This window comes from Deinococcus hopiensis KR-140 (assembly GCF_900176165.1).
GTDB classification, from domain to species: domain Bacteria; phylum Deinococcota; class Deinococci; order Deinococcales; family Deinococcaceae; genus Deinococcus; species Deinococcus hopiensis.
Genome location: NZ_FWWU01000006.1, coordinates 100,529 through 115,440, shown reverse-complemented (window position 1 = coordinate 115,440; position 14,912 = coordinate 100,529). Strand labels below are relative to the sequence as shown.

Sequence of the window (14,912 nt, the reverse complement as noted above, 5' to 3'; positions counted from 1 at the left end):
TAGAGTGTCTGTCAACGTGCGGACTTCTTTTTGACCGAGCCCGGCGAGCGAAATGCGCATGGGGGAGAATGGGGCGCCGTGAGGGGTGCCCTTCCACACGCGGCGCCCCATTCTCCCCCATGTTCGAAGCAGGTGGAGCACCTGGGTCTCGCCGAGATCGGAGAGGGTGACGTTCGGCTGTTCAGGGAGGCGGGAGGCGCGAACCCCCCGCCCAGCGCTTCCTCCAGCACCAGGCTCACGGTTTCCCGGGGAAAGTCCCCCGCGAGGCAGTCGGCCCGCACCGCGCCGAAAGTGTTGCGGGTGATCGCCCGGAAGCCCGCGGTACAGTCCGTCTCGAAGTTCGCCAGCGTCTCGGCGCCCACCGTATGAACCACTTCCGCCCACTCGCGCAGCTTGTGGGCCGTGCCGCTGCTGTTGAGGCGTACCCGGTGGGCCTCGCCCTGCCCCAGCACCACCCCTTCCTCGACCTACAGGAAGCTTCGGATTACCCTGCGCGCGCTGTATGACCCGTATGAAGATGCCGCACGCCCGAGCGGGCATAATTTTTCAGGACGTGGGGGAGAGGGGCGCCGCGCGGAGAAGGACACCCCTCACGGCGCCCCATTCTCCCCCATGCGCATTTCGCTCGCCGGGCTCGGTCAAAAAGAAGTCCGCACGTTGACAACTGCGCTGGGCGTGTGCGGACATCCTGCTGGACTGGTGTGGGTACCTGCATCTTTCGAGAGGGCTGCCCATCCGGTATGAGGTGAAGCCGTTTCAGGGCAAGCAGCAATTTTTTGGGCAGGACGTGGCGTTCCGGGTGCGTCCTGGCGTGCGGGCGGCCTTGACCCGGGCGACGCCATCCGTGGTCAGACTCCGGAGGCCTGGCCGTTCGCCTTCGGCGTATTTCCTTGCCTGGACCCGGAAGGTGGGCCACGCTCCGGAAGGGGAGCCCCCTACTCAGCCCATCACCACAGGGGATGCACCTGGGCACGGATCAGGCGGTCATAGACGTCCTGGACCGCCTGCATCTGCGCCTCATCCAGCGGCGGCAGATCTGCAGCGGCGGCGTTGCTCTCGGCCTGCTGCGGGGTTCGGGCCCCGGGTATGGCGCAGCTGACTTCCGGGAACATCAGAATCCAGCGCAGGGCGAACCCCGCCAGGGTCATGCCAGGGGGCACCAGTTCCTGAAGTTGCTGGGCGGCTTCCAGGCCAGTTTCGTACTCGACCCCGGAAAACGTTTCACCCCGGTCAAACGCCTCGCCGTGGCGGTTGAAGGCGCGGTGATCGTCTGGGGCGAAGGAAGTCTCACGTCGCAGCTTGCCGGTCAGCAGGCCGCTTGCCAGGGGCACCCGGGCGATAATGCCCACGTCCGCCTCCCGCGCCGCCGCGAAAAAGTCCTCGGCCGGCTTGAGCCGGAAGGCGTTGAAGATCATCTGCACGGTGGCGACGCCAGGATGACGAATGGCTGTGAGGGCTTCGGACACCGTTTCCACGCTGACCCCGTAGGCCCGCAGTAATCCCTCACGCACGAAGTCATCCAGTACCCCGAACACCTCGTCTTGGCCATAGACCTCGGAGGGCGGGCAGTGCAGTTGCAGCAGGTCCAGCGTCTCGGCGCCTAGGTTGTCCAGGCTGCGCTCCACGAAGGCGCGCAGGTTCTCCCGGTTGTAGCCGCCCGCCACGTGGGGATCGAGGCGCCGTCCCGCCTTGGTGGCGATCAGAAAGGGTTCCTGGCGTTCCTGGCGCAGGCGCCGCAGCAGCCGCTCGCTGTGGCCGTCACCGTACACGTCAGCCGTATCGAAGAAGTTGACGCCCAGGTCCAGCGCGCGGTGCAGCGCGCCCAGGCTCTGCGCATCGTTCACTTCGCCCCAGGTTCCGCCGATGGCCCAGGCCCCAAAGCCGATGCTGGAAATGTCGTATCCCGTCTTGCCCAGCGTTCTGTACTCCATATGTCCTCCTGGGCGTCCCTTTCGGAGGCCCGTATCCCTGAACTCTGGCCCCCTGAACTGGAGTTCAGAACAAGAGGGTTTCTAGCGGCGCTTCCAGAAAAGAGAAGCTGAATTTCCCCAAATTCGGTGCGGGTTTTCGCACGTTGGTGGGGGAGAGGGGGCTCAGGCTTTTATCTCAACCCAGTCCAGGGCAAATGAGGCCTAAGGCGGCGAGGGGATCAAGGGCAGTGGAAAAGTGTTCCTCGAATCTGTTGTGGTGTTAGCGGTCACATATTAGGTCTGAGTGGAGAAGGTGTCAAGTGACTTGCGCATTTCAAGTGCGCCTCAGGCAGTCAATGAGCACGGCTTCTTCCCGTTACCGGTCATCTTCTGGGAGACAACGGGGAATGACGGAACACGGCGGATACCGATGTTCCTCAGCGGCCCGGGGCCACTTCAATGGCCCGCCAAGGTACCGGGAGACTCTCAGGAGGAATGGCTGACAGAAATGAAATGCAGCGCAGTTGGAAGGTAGACTTGGGCATGGCCCGCCCTGTCTGGCGTAGTGAGATTTCTGGGAAAGATGACGCCCGGCTGCGTGAGCAGGATCAGATCATGCGAGGCAGCATGACCTGATGCTGGGGCCATGGGAGTGCTGGGGACTTTCAAACGCACTCCACAGCAAAGCGTCCACTTACGCCGCGTCAACTGCGTGGCGCCCCGGCTGCCGGAGCAGGACGCCGCGACGCCCTCAGGGTTGATAAGGAAGTCCGATGAGACGTACGCGCAGCACGACCAGGGTCCTTCTTGCGGTGATGGTATTTCTGAACAGTGACGGTTCAGCTGCCGATTCACGCCAGAGTAAAACCAATCTCAAAGGAGCGGGGCTTCCTGTTCGCGAGAAGCCGCCGGTTCAGGCCTCCTGGTCATACAATATTGGCAGCTCAGAGGCGCTCAACGGGGGGGCCACCCCCACGGGTCAGGTCATCAGCCTCGACCTTTATGCGGTCACCCAGGCGACCATCACCCGCTTGAGGGGCAGGGGCAAGTACGTGGTGTGTTACTACAGTGCGGGTACGTCAGAGCGCTACCGCACTGACCCGGACAGCTTGAAACTGCTGGATCCAGCGCTCAATAGACCTCTTGCGAAAGTCGTAGGCTAAGCTGGGAGGGTGGAGCGAGACCGTCTGACACGCACGCTGAAGATGAATCGCAAGCAGTTCCGTCGACGCACCGGGGTCTACCCGGAAACGTTTGCTGAGATGGAAGAGGTGCTGACCCTACGCGAAGGACAGAAAAAGAAATCAGGCCGCCCCGCCGCGCTCAGCGTGGCGGAACAACTGCTGATGACCCTGGAATTCTGGCGCGAGTACCGGACCTTCGCCCACCTGGGTGACGACTGGGGTGTGCACGAAGCCACCGTGCATCGCACGGTGGAACGCGTGGAAGCGGCTCTGATTGCCAGTGCACGGTTCCAGCTGCCCAAGAAACGCGTGTTTCAGGAAGCACAACTCGTGTACAGCATCGTCGCGGTCGATGCTTCCGAAGTGCCCTGTGAACGGCCCAAAAAAAGCAGCGCGCGTGGTACAGCGGCAAGAAAAAGCGGCACACCCTGAAATTTCAGGTGCTGATGTGCACAGTGACGCAGCGCATCCTGGGCACCGCCACGAGCGCTGGGGCGGTTCATGACCTAAAGCTGTTTCGTCAGTCAGGCGTTCGTTTTCCTCACCAAACGGCGCTTATTGGAGATGCAGGGTATCAGGGCCTGTGGAGAAGCCACAGGCACGCCCTTACCCCCCATAAGGCGACGCAGGCGTCGCCTCTGTCCGCGGAGCAGCGCCAGGACAACCGTGTCCTCGCGCATACCAGGCAGGCAATCGAGCATATGATCCGTCGCATGAAGATCTTCCGTGTGCTGAAGGGCGTGTACCGACATCGGCGGCGTCGGTTTGCACTCCGGGTTCAGCTCATCGCAGCGCTGTGCAACCTCACCCAAGCCTGCCGATCGTGACTTTCGCAAGAGGTCTAATCTGGGTGAGGTCCAACGTGGCGACAGCGACATCTGGGCGGGTGAGAAGTGGCTCGACGTTCGTGGATTCAGCCGTACGGCAACTGGGAAAATCGCCACAATCCGTAGCGTTATGGGTGCCCGGCTCGCCCTCGCCCGGAGCAAAGGATGTGCCGCTGTGGAGCCGGACAATGTGGATGCCTGGAGCAATGACGTGAGCCAGAACGCACCGGCCGGAACCCCCCGAAACGCTGTTTCAGCGTCCGACCAACTGGCTTACAACCGTTGGACGGCAGACGCCGCACATGCGCAAGGTCTCTCCGTACTCCTCAAGAACGATCTGGATCAGGTGGCGGATCTGCAGGACGTCTACGACGGTGCCCTCAACGAGGAGTGCTTTGACTTTACCGGTGACTGTTTTCTTTTGAAGCGCTTGCGCGATGCAGGCAAGGCCATCTACGTGGTCGAGTATCACAATGCTGGCTTTGCCACCGCGGCCCGCAAGGCGCAGGCATCCCAGCTGCATTTGAACGTGATCCTCACTGACCCGGACGCGACGCAACTCGATCCATACGCCCGCTTCGGCACTTGGTGATCCACTGTTCCTCGCGGGGCTCCTCACACCACAGCGCCCTGCTTGAGCAGCCAAACCCCAGGGGTGCGCGAGGTCGGGCTGACCGGCGAATCCCAAGGTGCAGGGCAAAACGTATGGGCTAGATTGCAACGTCTAGGCTGGCAGGGCCGTCTTTACCATGGGCGTGCAGCCGTAGGTCACGGCCAGGCGAGCCGTGCAGGCATGGAGATACAGGCGCACCCTCGAGATATTCCGCGTCGCGATCTTCCCGGCCCGCCTCGGCATCGGCGAGCCTCCCGTGCCATTCCTCGTAGAGGGCGTTGAGGAGAATAAACGGCGGTTTCCAGAGCGTTTCTGGGGGAACGGGTAACGCGGCGGGATTAATTGACCTTGGCACTCCAGATGACCCCATCGCCTTGCTTTAGCGGGGGAGGCTTGATGCAGTGTGCTGAAAGGACGCGACCTCGGCGGCGCAAAGTATCGGCTGGGTGTGGAGTTCGCCGTGTCCTGTCCCCAAACAGAAGACAAAGCGAAAGAACCGGCCGGGCCACCCGCTTTTGCCGCTGGCACCGAGGAGATGGAGAGGTCCGTCTCCTGAGCATCCTCCAACTTGTGGGTGTCGGGGCCCGCTCAGTACCAGAAGTGGCGACAGCGGTGATCCCGAATTTCCTGATCCCGCCACGTCCTCAAGACCTGGAAGTGGGACCGGCAAGGCCAGGCGAAGGTGAGCGTGGGGGAGAGGGGACGGCACTGGGGGGAGCGTGGATGTTGACGCGTTTTTCGCGAGAGTGAGAAATGTGAAGGTAATATTTCTACTCAATCCAAAGGAAATTTATCAATGAAAGAATTTCAAGATGTTGAACTCGGATGGGCAGAATTAGCGTGTAGAGACCTGAAGGTACCATCTATTTACATGGTCGCAGCTTTTGACTGATGTGGGGTAAGGCGACTTTACATAGACGAGGGGATGCAAAATCAGGCGATTGCGTCGGGGGTCTTGAAGCGCACGTCCACCAGTGTGCCGGCGCCCACAGTGCTCTCGACGGTGATCTCTCCTCCAAAGTGGCCGTGCACAATGTCGTGAATGATGGACAACCCCAGGCCGGTGCCTTTCCCAGCATCCTTGGTGGTGAAGAGGGGATCGAAGATCCGCTCCAGCACTTCGGGGGTCATCCCGGTGCCGTTGTCCTCCACCTGCATGTTCAGGCGGTCTCCTGAGCACCTGAAGCGCACGTCCACGCGCCGTCCTCGGGGCAGGCCCTCGCAGGCGTGAATGGCGTTGACGACGAGGTTCGTCAGGACTTGCGTGAACCGGCCCGGTTCTCCGCGCAAGCTCAGGGCCAGTGGGTAGAACTCCAGGTGCAGTTCCACATCCGCAAGGCGCGCTTGATGCGCCACCATGGCGAGCGTCTCCGAGGCCAGCTTGAATGGATCGAAGATGCTCACGCCACCCGCCACGTTGCGCGTGTGGGTGCGCATCTGCCGAATGAACTCCCCGATGCGCCCGGTGGTCTTCTCGGCGTCTTCGAGCACCTGGAGCATTTCCGCGCTGATCTCCTCGTGATCGTCCGCCGTCACTTCGGGGGTCCTGAGCGACGTCTTGTACTCCATGACCAGCAGGCGGAGGGAGTGCAGGTAATTCATGGTGGCCGCCAGCGGCGTGTTGATCTCGTGCGCCAGACCCGCCGTGAGCCGCCCAAGGCTCGCGAGGCGTTCGCTGGCCAGGACCTGCTGGTGACTCGCCAGGACTTCCTGATGGCTGGCTTCCAGCTCCTGGCGTGTACGCACGGCGTCCGTGATATCGCGGGAGTTGAGCACCAGGCCCCCCACGTCCGGGTCGCTGAGCAGGTTCGTGATTCGCCCTTCCATCCAGCGCTCTTCTCCGGAGGCGTGCAGGAACCGGAATTCACGCCGGAGGGTGCTGCCCTGCCCTTCGCGCAGCAGCCGCGCTATCAGGCGTTTGCTATCGCCCCACTGATCGGACGGCGCGAATTCCAGCAAGCTCCTGCCCTGCATGGCCTCTGGAGCGTGCCCGAAGACCGCCTGAGCGGCAGGGCTGATGTACTGAATGGAGAAATCCTCCGACATAACCGTGATAAGGTCCGACGCACTTTGCACCAGGGCGCGGAAGCGCGCTTCGCGGTGGGCGATGTGCTCCGTTCGGCGCTGCACTTCCGCTTCGAGTTCGTGCGTGTGGCGTTCAAGTTCCGCTGCGTGACGTTCGAGCTCAGCGGCGTGGCGCTCACGCACCTGCCGCTCACGCTGGTAGAGCAGCGCGTGCGTGACGGTGCGCAACTGCGTCTCATCGTCGAAGTAGACCTTGGCGGTCTCCTCGTTCCAGTCGGTGTTTTCATCGGGGCGTTCGTAGAGCAGGTACCCGAAATGCACCTCCGCGGTGTTGAGGGGCGCGACCAGCAGCACCGGGCGGTCGAGTTCGCCCTGCATCGGGGCCGGAAGCAGTTGCCGCGTTTCAAAGGGCCCGCTGTCGATCGGCAGCGGGCCCGGTCCGCTCAGCACCACCTGCCCGACCGGGCTGGGTTGATCGGTAGGTTCCGGGTACACCACCAGGATGTAGCGCGCGAGCCTGAGGTGATCAAAGTAATCGCGAACCGCGTGAGACAGCGCGTCCTGACTGCGCGCTGCGAACATCGCTGCCACCCGGGCGCTGCGCACGCCCTCCTCGTGGAGTTGCGTGGCGCGGAAGGTCTGCGCGGCGTCGAGCAGCAGCCAGGTCGCGTCCAACTGCAGCTGCGCAAGCTTCCGCGCCTCCTCCGCCGTTTGCGCCTGAAAAGGGGCGGACAGGGTCTGCAGAAAATCGCGCCACAAGCTCACTTCCGCGTCGCTGTGCGTAACTTCGGCCATGGCTGTGCGCCACAGCGACAGGAAGTCCGGAGGCTGGTCTGTCATGATGGCCGCCGAGAAGGCCTGTCGCAGTTGCCGTTCCCTGGGAAGGCGAACGGGGCGCGGTGGGTGAACGGCCACATTTGGCAAAACCTGTGGAGGAGGGCTCCGGAGGTGTACGCCACATGACTCACGCACCACCAACTCGGAAGACAATCCGGTGAGCGGGTCGCTGCGCTCACCCAGAAGCGACAGCAGCATCTGCGCTGAGGCTTGGCCTTCCTTGAAGATCGGCTGCCGCACCGTGGTCAGGGGAGGCAGCGCCGTGCGTGCCGTACCGATATCGTCGAAGCCCACCACGGCGATGTCCTCGGGAATACGGCGTCCCGATTCACGCACGGCGCGCATGACCCCTTCAGCCATGTCGTCGTTCGCGCACACCAACACCTGCACGCCGGGCATGCATCCCGAGGTCAGGAACTCCTCGGTGGCCCGGTGGGCCGCTTCACGCGAGTAGTTGCCCGAAAGAATCTGGTGCTCGCCCACCTTCAGGCCGTGCGTCTTCAGGGCTTTGCGAAAGGTCCCCTCGCGCTCATCGGAATCGAAGTTTCCCAGAATGCCCCGAACAAAGGCAAGCTGCGTGTACCCGCAGGTGTCCAGGAGATGCTTCATCATCTCGCGCATCCCAGTGTGGTTGTCGACCTCGACGCCCGGAATCCCGCGCACGCGGCGGCCCACGCTTACCAGCGGAAGCGGCGAGAGAAACTGCGCGAAGTCCTCCAACTGCTGCGTGTTCTCGCTCAGACTCAGCGTCAGCGAGAACAGGAGCGCGCCGCTGTGCGCTTCCGGACGAATCAAGTTGTACAGCGCGCTGCTCTGCTCGTACCCGTGTGCGCCCGGCGTGAGGTGCCCGCCGACATACACTGTGACGCCGTACCCATGCGCGTTCAGCACCGACTGCGCGCCCGCGAGCAGCGTGGTGCTGTAATGGTGAAACATGTGGTCGGTCAGCACCGCCACCGTCTTGCGGGGACCCACAGAGCGTTCGGAACGCTTCGCCGCAAAGGGGAGGTCAAAGTCACTTACCTGCACCCGGAATTCCCTTCCTTCGGGTGCAGGGTTCCTGCTCGGGAAGGCGTTCGGATTCCGGCCCAGTTCACCCTTCAAAGGTAGGGCTTTCCCTGTCACACTGCGCATACAGGAACGCGGCGTTCGGGGTCCTGAGCGCAATTCCACGGCTGCGGGAGTGGAGAAGGGCCACTGCCCCCTGTAATCCACATCGCCCCAGACGCACGGACCCTGCGGAAAACAGGACCCTGGCACCGTCACCCCGAGTGCCAAGACACGCTGCTGTGGCCGCGTGTTGAAACTTAGTGGACTGGGGTATGGACAAACCAACGTCACGATGTCCCGCTTCCATAAAGGGGCAACGGAGCGCCATTCTGGCTCGGCCCGCTTCCCGGCCAGCACGATGACCCCTCACCGGTGAGCGCCAGGCGACTCGGCCTCTTACGCAGCCTTTAGGAGAACGGTCACCTTGAGGAATTTCAACAAACTCCCTGAAAAGGAAGCGCGAGTACCGTGGAGTATTTCCTTCTCCCTGCGTTCTCCCACCGCATGCCCCCGTCCTCGCCTCCACCTGGGCCAACCCCGACAACCGCCGGCGCGAAGCCCTGCGCGACTCCAGCGTCGCCGTACGGGACTTCCTCGACTTCACCGCTCCTCCCGAGTATCCCCGCTACAGCCTCCAGAAGCCCACCGCCGAAGACCTCAAAGCGTACGTCGAGCACACCGAGGCCCGCGCTCGCCAAAGTGCACCACCTGGACAGCAGGCGCTGGGCAGCGTCAGGACCTACCTCTACGGCGTTCGCGCCCTGTCGCCCTGGACTGGAACGCTCCCGCACAACACGCTGATCCCGCCCACTTGCGCGCGGCACAGCCATCCTGACCCCGGGAGCCATCCCCGGTCTACGGGCGCAGGAAATCGTTTGGCCCGGGGTGGAGAAGTGCTTGGTCCTCCTCGCGAGGCGCCTCTGCCTGGGGACTTGAGCGGTTGGCGCGGTGGCCCACCTGGAGTGTCGGGCAGGGAGCAGCCAGCGGCTTCGGACCGTTCCTTCCTGGGAAAGGACCTCAGGGCCGAGTGGGCCTGGTGCGAAGGGCGGTGATAAGACAGGCATGACTCTTCCTTCCCTGCCGGTCCGCTTGCTGTCCTTGGTGCAGGGAGGCAAGGGCCCTCTCCCGTTCCCATGCCACTTCCCTGCGGCAGATACAGGCAGCGGCGTTCTGGATTTCCTTTGAGACCCGTTTTGCAGTTGGTTGGACGCGAACAGGGTGCCAGCAGAACTTTTGTTCTGCCTGTTTGGGGGGAGATTAAGGAAAGGGTGGCCATCATGGCCCGAAACGTTTCCTCGAGAAGAGCGGCCGAGATTTCCTCATTTGCAGCATGAAAGGAGAACGGGCGTGCAATACCAACGGATTCTCGTTGCTACGGGTGGTGCTCCTCATTCCGAGAAGGCTGTTGAGCGGGCCATTGCGCTCGCGGTGCACTTTGGCGCTACGCTCGACATCGTTGCTGTTATTCCCATAGGAGCAAACGTTTTCGTGAACATCGCTGCTGGCATGCCTGGTGCTGGGAAGTTCGAAGAGCAGCAGGCACAGGACGAACACCAACTGCGCGGCAATCACCTACAGCAGGTCGCAGCAGTCGCTCGAGAGCGGGGACTCCTCGTTCATGAACACCTGCTGCAAGGCATCAAACCTGCGGACGCGATCCTGGGCGTTGCTCGCGATGTGGGCGCGGACCTGATCGTCATGGGACGACGCCATACGACGGCATTCAGCGCCGCTATGGCGGGGAGCACTGGCGACGCCGTGAGTCACGCCGCCACGACCGATGTGCTGATTGCCCGCTAAGCGCTGTACCAGAAAGCATTCTGCCTCTTTGCCCTCTGCCCTGCGGGCGGCAGATGTTCTGACAGATTCCAGGTTGTGGAGCGTCAAGTTTGGTCTGTCCACCTGCATGTCCCGAAATTCGTTGTACCCCCAACACGCTGCAAGATCCCCGGCGTATGGCGTCTGGGAGGAGCGTGGAACGCCCCTTGTACCGGGGGAGTGCTGTGCCGGAGCCGGATGGCGCTGTTTGGGCGCGTGAAGGAGTGCCTATGGACGGTCTGTTCAAGGCGTTTGGGCTCACGGGTCCTTACGGGGAGGAACGACCGGAAGAAGCGGAGGCCTTGGCGACGTTCAAGACGACTCGGCGGTTTGGTGATGACGGTGCCCTCCCCTCCACGCTCCCGAGTCATCCGCACACCCCCGTTCCGGCCTGTTGGGGCGGGCACAGGAGCAGCACACGGGCAAAAAACGCGACAGGAGGTTGAATTCAAGCGACGCAGAACTCAAACAATTTCTTTAAGGAATCGTGACTACTCACCAGCCCCTGCGGATCCGTGTGGAATGCGGTAACGTGAAGCCATCTCCGACGTGACCTGCCCGAATTGCGAACGGCTCCAAGCGCGCATCCGCGAATTGGAAGCTCAGGTCGCGCAGACCAGCGAGACGTCCCATCAACCCCCCAGCCAGGACCAGGTCTGGCGGAAGAAACCCAAGAGCGAACGCCAGAAAGGCGTTCGCTCTTCTGGTGGTCAGGTCGGACACCCAGGCACCACCTTGAAGATGAACCCTTCTCCCAATGAGGTCGTCGTGCTCCCCGTGACAGGAAGCTGTACGTGCGGACAGCATTGGAATGAAGTCGAAGTGCACGACCTCCTGGCTCGGCAGGTCCAGGACCTGCCGGAAGTCCAGTTGCACGTGACCGAGTACCAGGCCGAAGTAAAAGTGTGCCCCCGCTGTCACCAACGACAACAGGCCACGTTCCCACAGGACGTGCGCGGTCAAGTGCAGTACGGCCCTCGGTTCCAGGCTGTGGCGGTATACCTCAATGTGGCTCAGTTCCTCCCTTTCAAGCGAGTGAGCGACGTGCTCGAAACGCTGTACGGTCAGCGCCCCAGTGAAGGAACACTCGCGCTGCACCTCAACCTCGCCACAGAGCGACTGGCTGGGTTTGAGGTCAGCCTGAAAGAAGCTTTGCTTGAAGAACCTGTCCTGCATGTGGACGAGACGGGCAGCAAGGTGAAGGGCAAGCTCGCCTGGGTGCACGTCATCAGCAGCAAGCAACTCACCCTCTACGGGCACGAGCCGCACCGCGGGTCGACCGCCATCCAAGCGTTGGGGGTCCTACCCCGGTACCGCGGCGTGTTGATGCATGATGCCTGGCTCTCGTACTTCCAACTTTGTGCCCAGCATGCACTGTGTAACGCGCATCTGCTCCGGGAGTTGCGTTTCCTCTACGAACAGCTGCAACAAGGTTGGGCGGGGGAACTGCGGACCGCACTCCAAGGGATCTACCATCAGCACAAGGCCGGCACCCTCACTCAGGCGGAACACGCCGCGTTCCTGGTTCGCTTTGATGCCCTCGTGGAAGCGGGGTTGGAAACCAACCCCGCCGCGGAGCCGGTTCCGAAGCAGCGGGGACGGGTGAAGCAGTCCCCAGGGCGCAACCTCGCGCTTCGCTGTCAGAAACACCGAGACAAGGTGTTGCGCTTCCTCTTCGAGGACGGTGTCCCGTTTGACAACAATCAAGCCGAGCGAGACCTTCGAATGGTGTGCGTGAAGCGCAAGATCTCTGGTGGCTTTCGTTCTGCCGCGGGAGGGAAGAACTTCTGCCGCATTCGGAGTTATCTCTCGACGCTTCAGAAGCAAGGCCTCTGTGCCTATAACGGGTTGGTCAGCATCTTTCGGAACGACGTCCTTCTTCCTCAATTCTCGTTCTCGCGCTGAGTTTTTACGACCCTTTTTCCTCAATTCTCACGCGTATGATGAATGACTACGGGTTAACCATATGAAAGCTTTTGTCCACATTACTGATCATGAACCAGGTTTGATCCCATGGGCATTCTTTCAAGACATGTTGGAAGGCATTAAGGCCGGACTTGATGCTCTGGACTGACCCCTTAGGACCGGACCAAGAGGCCAAGCACTTCGTCCCCGTCAGCCCGTAGGCTGACAGCACCGAAGGAGCCAAGATGCCCGGACGCACCTACACCCGTGAATTCAAGCTTGACATCGTGAACCAGATCAATGGGGCTCACAAGACGACCGCCCAGCTCTGCCGAGAACATGCCCTGTCGCCCAGCTTGATTCACCGTTGGCGGAAAGAGGTCGAGGCGCGAGGTGAAGCAGCGTTCACCGACCAGGCCAAACCCGACCAGTCGTTGGAACAACGAATCGCCGAGTTGGAACGATTTTGCGGACAGTTGTCGCTGGAGAACACGATTCTAAAAAAGTCGTTGGCGACGTACCGCTCGAAAAACGGCATCAAATGATCGAGGATGCGCGACTCGCGTATCCCCAGGTGTCGGTACGTCGTCTGTGCGAGCTGCACGGCGTCAATCGCTCGTGGTTCTACGAACAGCAGGGCCGGGAGGAGATGGACACCGATCAGGCGTTGTCCCAGGACATTGAGGCCGTGGTGATGGAGTTCAACGGGTACGGATATCGGCGTGTCACCCGCGAGTTGGCCCGACGGGGCCGCCCGGTCAATCACAAGCGCGTGTTGCGTGTCATGCGGGAACGACGGTTGTTGTGCCGTCCCAAGCGCCGCCACCGGGCGACGACGGATTCCAACCACAGCGAGAAGCGCTTTCCCAACCTGCTGCGTGACGCCGTTCCGGTACGGCCCAATCAGGTCTGGCAGGCAGACCTGACCTACGTGCGAGTCCGGCAAGGCTTTGTGTACCTGGCCTGCGTGCTGGACGGTTTTACCCGTGAGGTCGTGGGCTGGTCCATGTCAAAGTTCATGGACGCGGATTTGCCGTTGGCAGCGCTCAACAACGCGCTTTCGGCGCGTTGTCCTGCTCCCGGTCTGCTGCACCACTCGGACCAGGGCATGCAATACGCGAGCCGAGTGTACGTGGACCGCTTGCGGTCCGCAGGAATCACGCCAAGCATGTCCAGGACAGGCAATCCCTATGACAACGCCAAAATGGAGAGTTTCTACAAGACCCTGAAGACCGAGGAGGTCGATCTGCAAGAGTACGTCGATCTGGACGATGCCCGGCGACACATCAATTTCTTTATTGCGGACCTGTACAATCGCCGCCGACTGCACTCCAGCCTGGGATACGTCCCACCTGCCGAGTTCGCTGCCCGCTACACTGCTACCCAGATGTGACTTGCCCTGCGGTCCGCTCCATTGGGTTCACTCCACTCTGCCCCACATTGATCGCACAGAAGTATTCAGCGAGTGGCTCTACGAGCTGTATCTGGATGAGCTTCCAATAGAAGAATTTAACAGAATACTGTTCTCAATTAATGCTCATCTCCAAAAAGAAGCTCAGATCACGGAGTCCTTCGCAATTTTCTGGAACACGGAAATCCTACCCCTGGTTGAGGGCGATCCCAGGTATCGAGGCGTGTGTGCTCCTGTTCAAATGGTGACTACTCATCACAAGGAGGATCCCCGCGGTGAGTAGTCACAAGGAATCATCTATTTCACGCGATATAATATAATCAAAAGGGAAGGCTTCATTCCCTAGCAGCTCCAAGATATTTTCCTCTCCAATGGAGTCCTGGTCGAATAATATTCGGTAACACAAGCCCAAACGATCAAATGCGTAATATACATGCACGTTGTCATCGATGAAACGCATTCCAAACAACACAAATTCTCGGTTGAGACGTTGAACTTCTTGCGCACCCAGTTCCTGAAGCAGGTCCTCACGGCCGCCCCATATTTCTTCTACGGCCGCGAAAAATCCTTGCCACCGTTGTGGCGGGCATATCGTTGGACCGACATCGCTGTGCCGCACGCCGCACGTTTCCAGAAAGCGCCGCAATGGTGCCGGACAGGTCATGCCCAGGCGACCCTCCGCATCTTCCAGACCCTGCGCTCGCCCAGTGGTGGTGTGAAACGATTCAGGAATATTGATGCCGGAATCATAAGCTGCACGAAAGAAGAGGTCATAGCGTGCCACGGCCTCCTCTGCCGACTCTCCGGGCACCGCGTGCAAAAAGCCGCGAAGGGTATTTAGGACAGCTGGCGTTAACTCGGTCATTTTCAATTCCTTTACCGTGGTTGACACAACCTCCCAGCAGGCGTTCACGTGCGGTAGCAGGCGAGCTGGCAGTTGGATGATGTGTTGGCAAGTGGATTAGATCCACTTACCGGAAAAGTCCTTCTTCACTGGCTGAATCAGCGCTTGCCCCTGGGTCTGCGGGTTGCAGGGTATCAGGAACGCTGGCCGGTTCACGAACGAAACCTAACCGGTCATTAATGGCGAGCATGGGCACATTGTTACTCTCATTATCTGTCCAGATGTGCCGGGCGACAGTTCCTGCGCCGCGCGAATGGCCCGCAGCTTCAGCAGGGGCGCGGTACCCCGTCCCAGAAAAGCGCGAGTCACACCCGTTAAACCTGTAAAAAGTCAGGGCTGGTCCCGTGGCGGAAAAGCGTGGTTTGACCCACCCAGGCGCCTCCGGCGTCCTCCGCCACCAGGTACGCTTCGGGGATAAGGCCGTGATC

Annotated in this window: 12 protein-coding genes; 8 read left to right on the top strand and 4 right to left on the bottom strand. The window is 61.2% G+C overall.

Annotated elements, in window-relative coordinates; all coding sequences use genetic code 11:
* Window positions 1-11: 11 nt before the first annotated feature.
* Both B9A95_RS07250 and B9A95_RS07245 read right to left on the bottom strand, forming a co-directional pair.
* A complete protein-coding gene (locus tag B9A95_RS07250) occupies window positions 12-452 on the bottom strand; it encodes a beta-galactosidase trimerization domain-containing protein (protein ID WP_170928498.1) in 441 nt (146 codons plus the stop codon).
* A 495-nt stretch (window positions 453-947) separates the two neighbouring features.
* On the bottom strand, window positions 948-1,931 hold the full coding sequence (locus B9A95_RS07245; protein WP_084046264.1) for an aldo/keto reductase: 984 nt from the start codon (window positions 1,929-1,931) through the stop codon (window positions 948-950).
* A gap of 752 nt (window positions 1,932-2,683) precedes the next feature.
* Here B9A95_RS07245 and B9A95_RS07240 point away from each other — a divergent pair.
* From B9A95_RS07240 to B9A95_RS07225, 4 genes are read left to right on the top strand one after another with little or no spacing between them, the layout of a single operon-like run.
* A complete protein-coding gene (locus B9A95_RS07240; protein ID WP_084046263.1) occupies window positions 2,684-3,073 on the top strand; it encodes an endo alpha-1,4 polygalactosaminidase in 390 nt (129 codons plus the stop codon).
* A 42-nt stretch (window positions 3,074-3,115) separates the two neighbouring features.
* Window positions 3,116-3,526 (top strand): transposase family protein, encoded by a 411-nt coding sequence (locus tag B9A95_RS07235; RefSeq protein WP_084045069.1) that lies wholly within the window; start codon window positions 3,116-3,118, stop codon window positions 3,524-3,526.
* A gap of 8 nt (window positions 3,527-3,534) precedes the next feature.
* Window positions 3,535-3,921, top strand: coding sequence for a transposase family protein (locus tag B9A95_RS07230; RefSeq protein WP_245808063.1), 387 nt, complete (start codon window positions 3,535-3,537; stop codon window positions 3,919-3,921).
* Window positions 3,860-4,513, top strand: a complete 654-nt coding sequence (locus B9A95_RS07225; protein ID WP_170928497.1) for an endo alpha-1,4 polygalactosaminidase — start codon at window positions 3,860-3,862, stop codon at window positions 4,511-4,513. Before B9A95_RS07230 ends, B9A95_RS07225 begins: the two co-directional genes overlap by 62 nt.
* 954 nt (window positions 4,514-5,467) lie before the next feature.
* Here B9A95_RS07225 and B9A95_RS07220 read toward each other — a convergent pair.
* Entirely contained in the window at window positions 5,468-8,425 is a 2,958-nt protein-coding gene (locus B9A95_RS07220; protein WP_170928496.1) for a substrate-binding domain-containing protein, read from the bottom strand.
* 1,368 nt (window positions 8,426-9,793) lie between these two features.
* On the opposite strand from B9A95_RS07220, the gene B9A95_RS07210 reads away from it, so the two are divergent.
* The 4 genes from B9A95_RS07210 (at window position 9,794) to B9A95_RS07195 (ending at window position 13,562) form a co-directional block, all read left to right on the top strand.
* A complete protein-coding gene (locus B9A95_RS07210) occupies window positions 9,794-10,246 on the top strand; it encodes a universal stress protein (RefSeq protein ID WP_084046259.1) in 453 nt (150 codons plus the stop codon).
* Between the two features lie 567 nt (window positions 10,247-10,813).
* On the top strand, window positions 10,814-12,169 hold the full coding sequence (tnpC, locus tag B9A95_RS07205) for an IS66 family transposase (RefSeq protein WP_084046258.1): 1,356 nt from the start codon (window positions 10,814-10,816) through the stop codon (window positions 12,167-12,169).
* A 245-nt stretch (window positions 12,170-12,414) separates the two neighbouring features.
* On the top strand, window positions 12,415-12,714 hold the full coding sequence (locus tag B9A95_RS07200; RefSeq protein WP_084046257.1) for a transposase: 300 nt from the start codon (window positions 12,415-12,417) through the stop codon (window positions 12,712-12,714).
* On the top strand, window positions 12,711-13,562 hold the full coding sequence (locus tag B9A95_RS07195) for an IS3 family transposase (protein ID WP_084046256.1): 852 nt from the start codon (window positions 12,711-12,713) through the stop codon (window positions 13,560-13,562). The genes B9A95_RS07200 and B9A95_RS07195 overlap by 4 nt, the downstream gene beginning before the upstream one ends.
* Window positions 13,563-13,863: 301 nt before the next feature.
* On the opposite strand, the gene B9A95_RS31745 is transcribed toward B9A95_RS07195, so the two are convergent.
* Entirely contained in the window at window positions 13,864-14,445 is a 582-nt protein-coding gene (locus B9A95_RS31745; protein WP_139806560.1) for a hypothetical protein, read from the bottom strand.
* Window positions 14,446-14,912 lie beyond the last annotated feature (467 nt).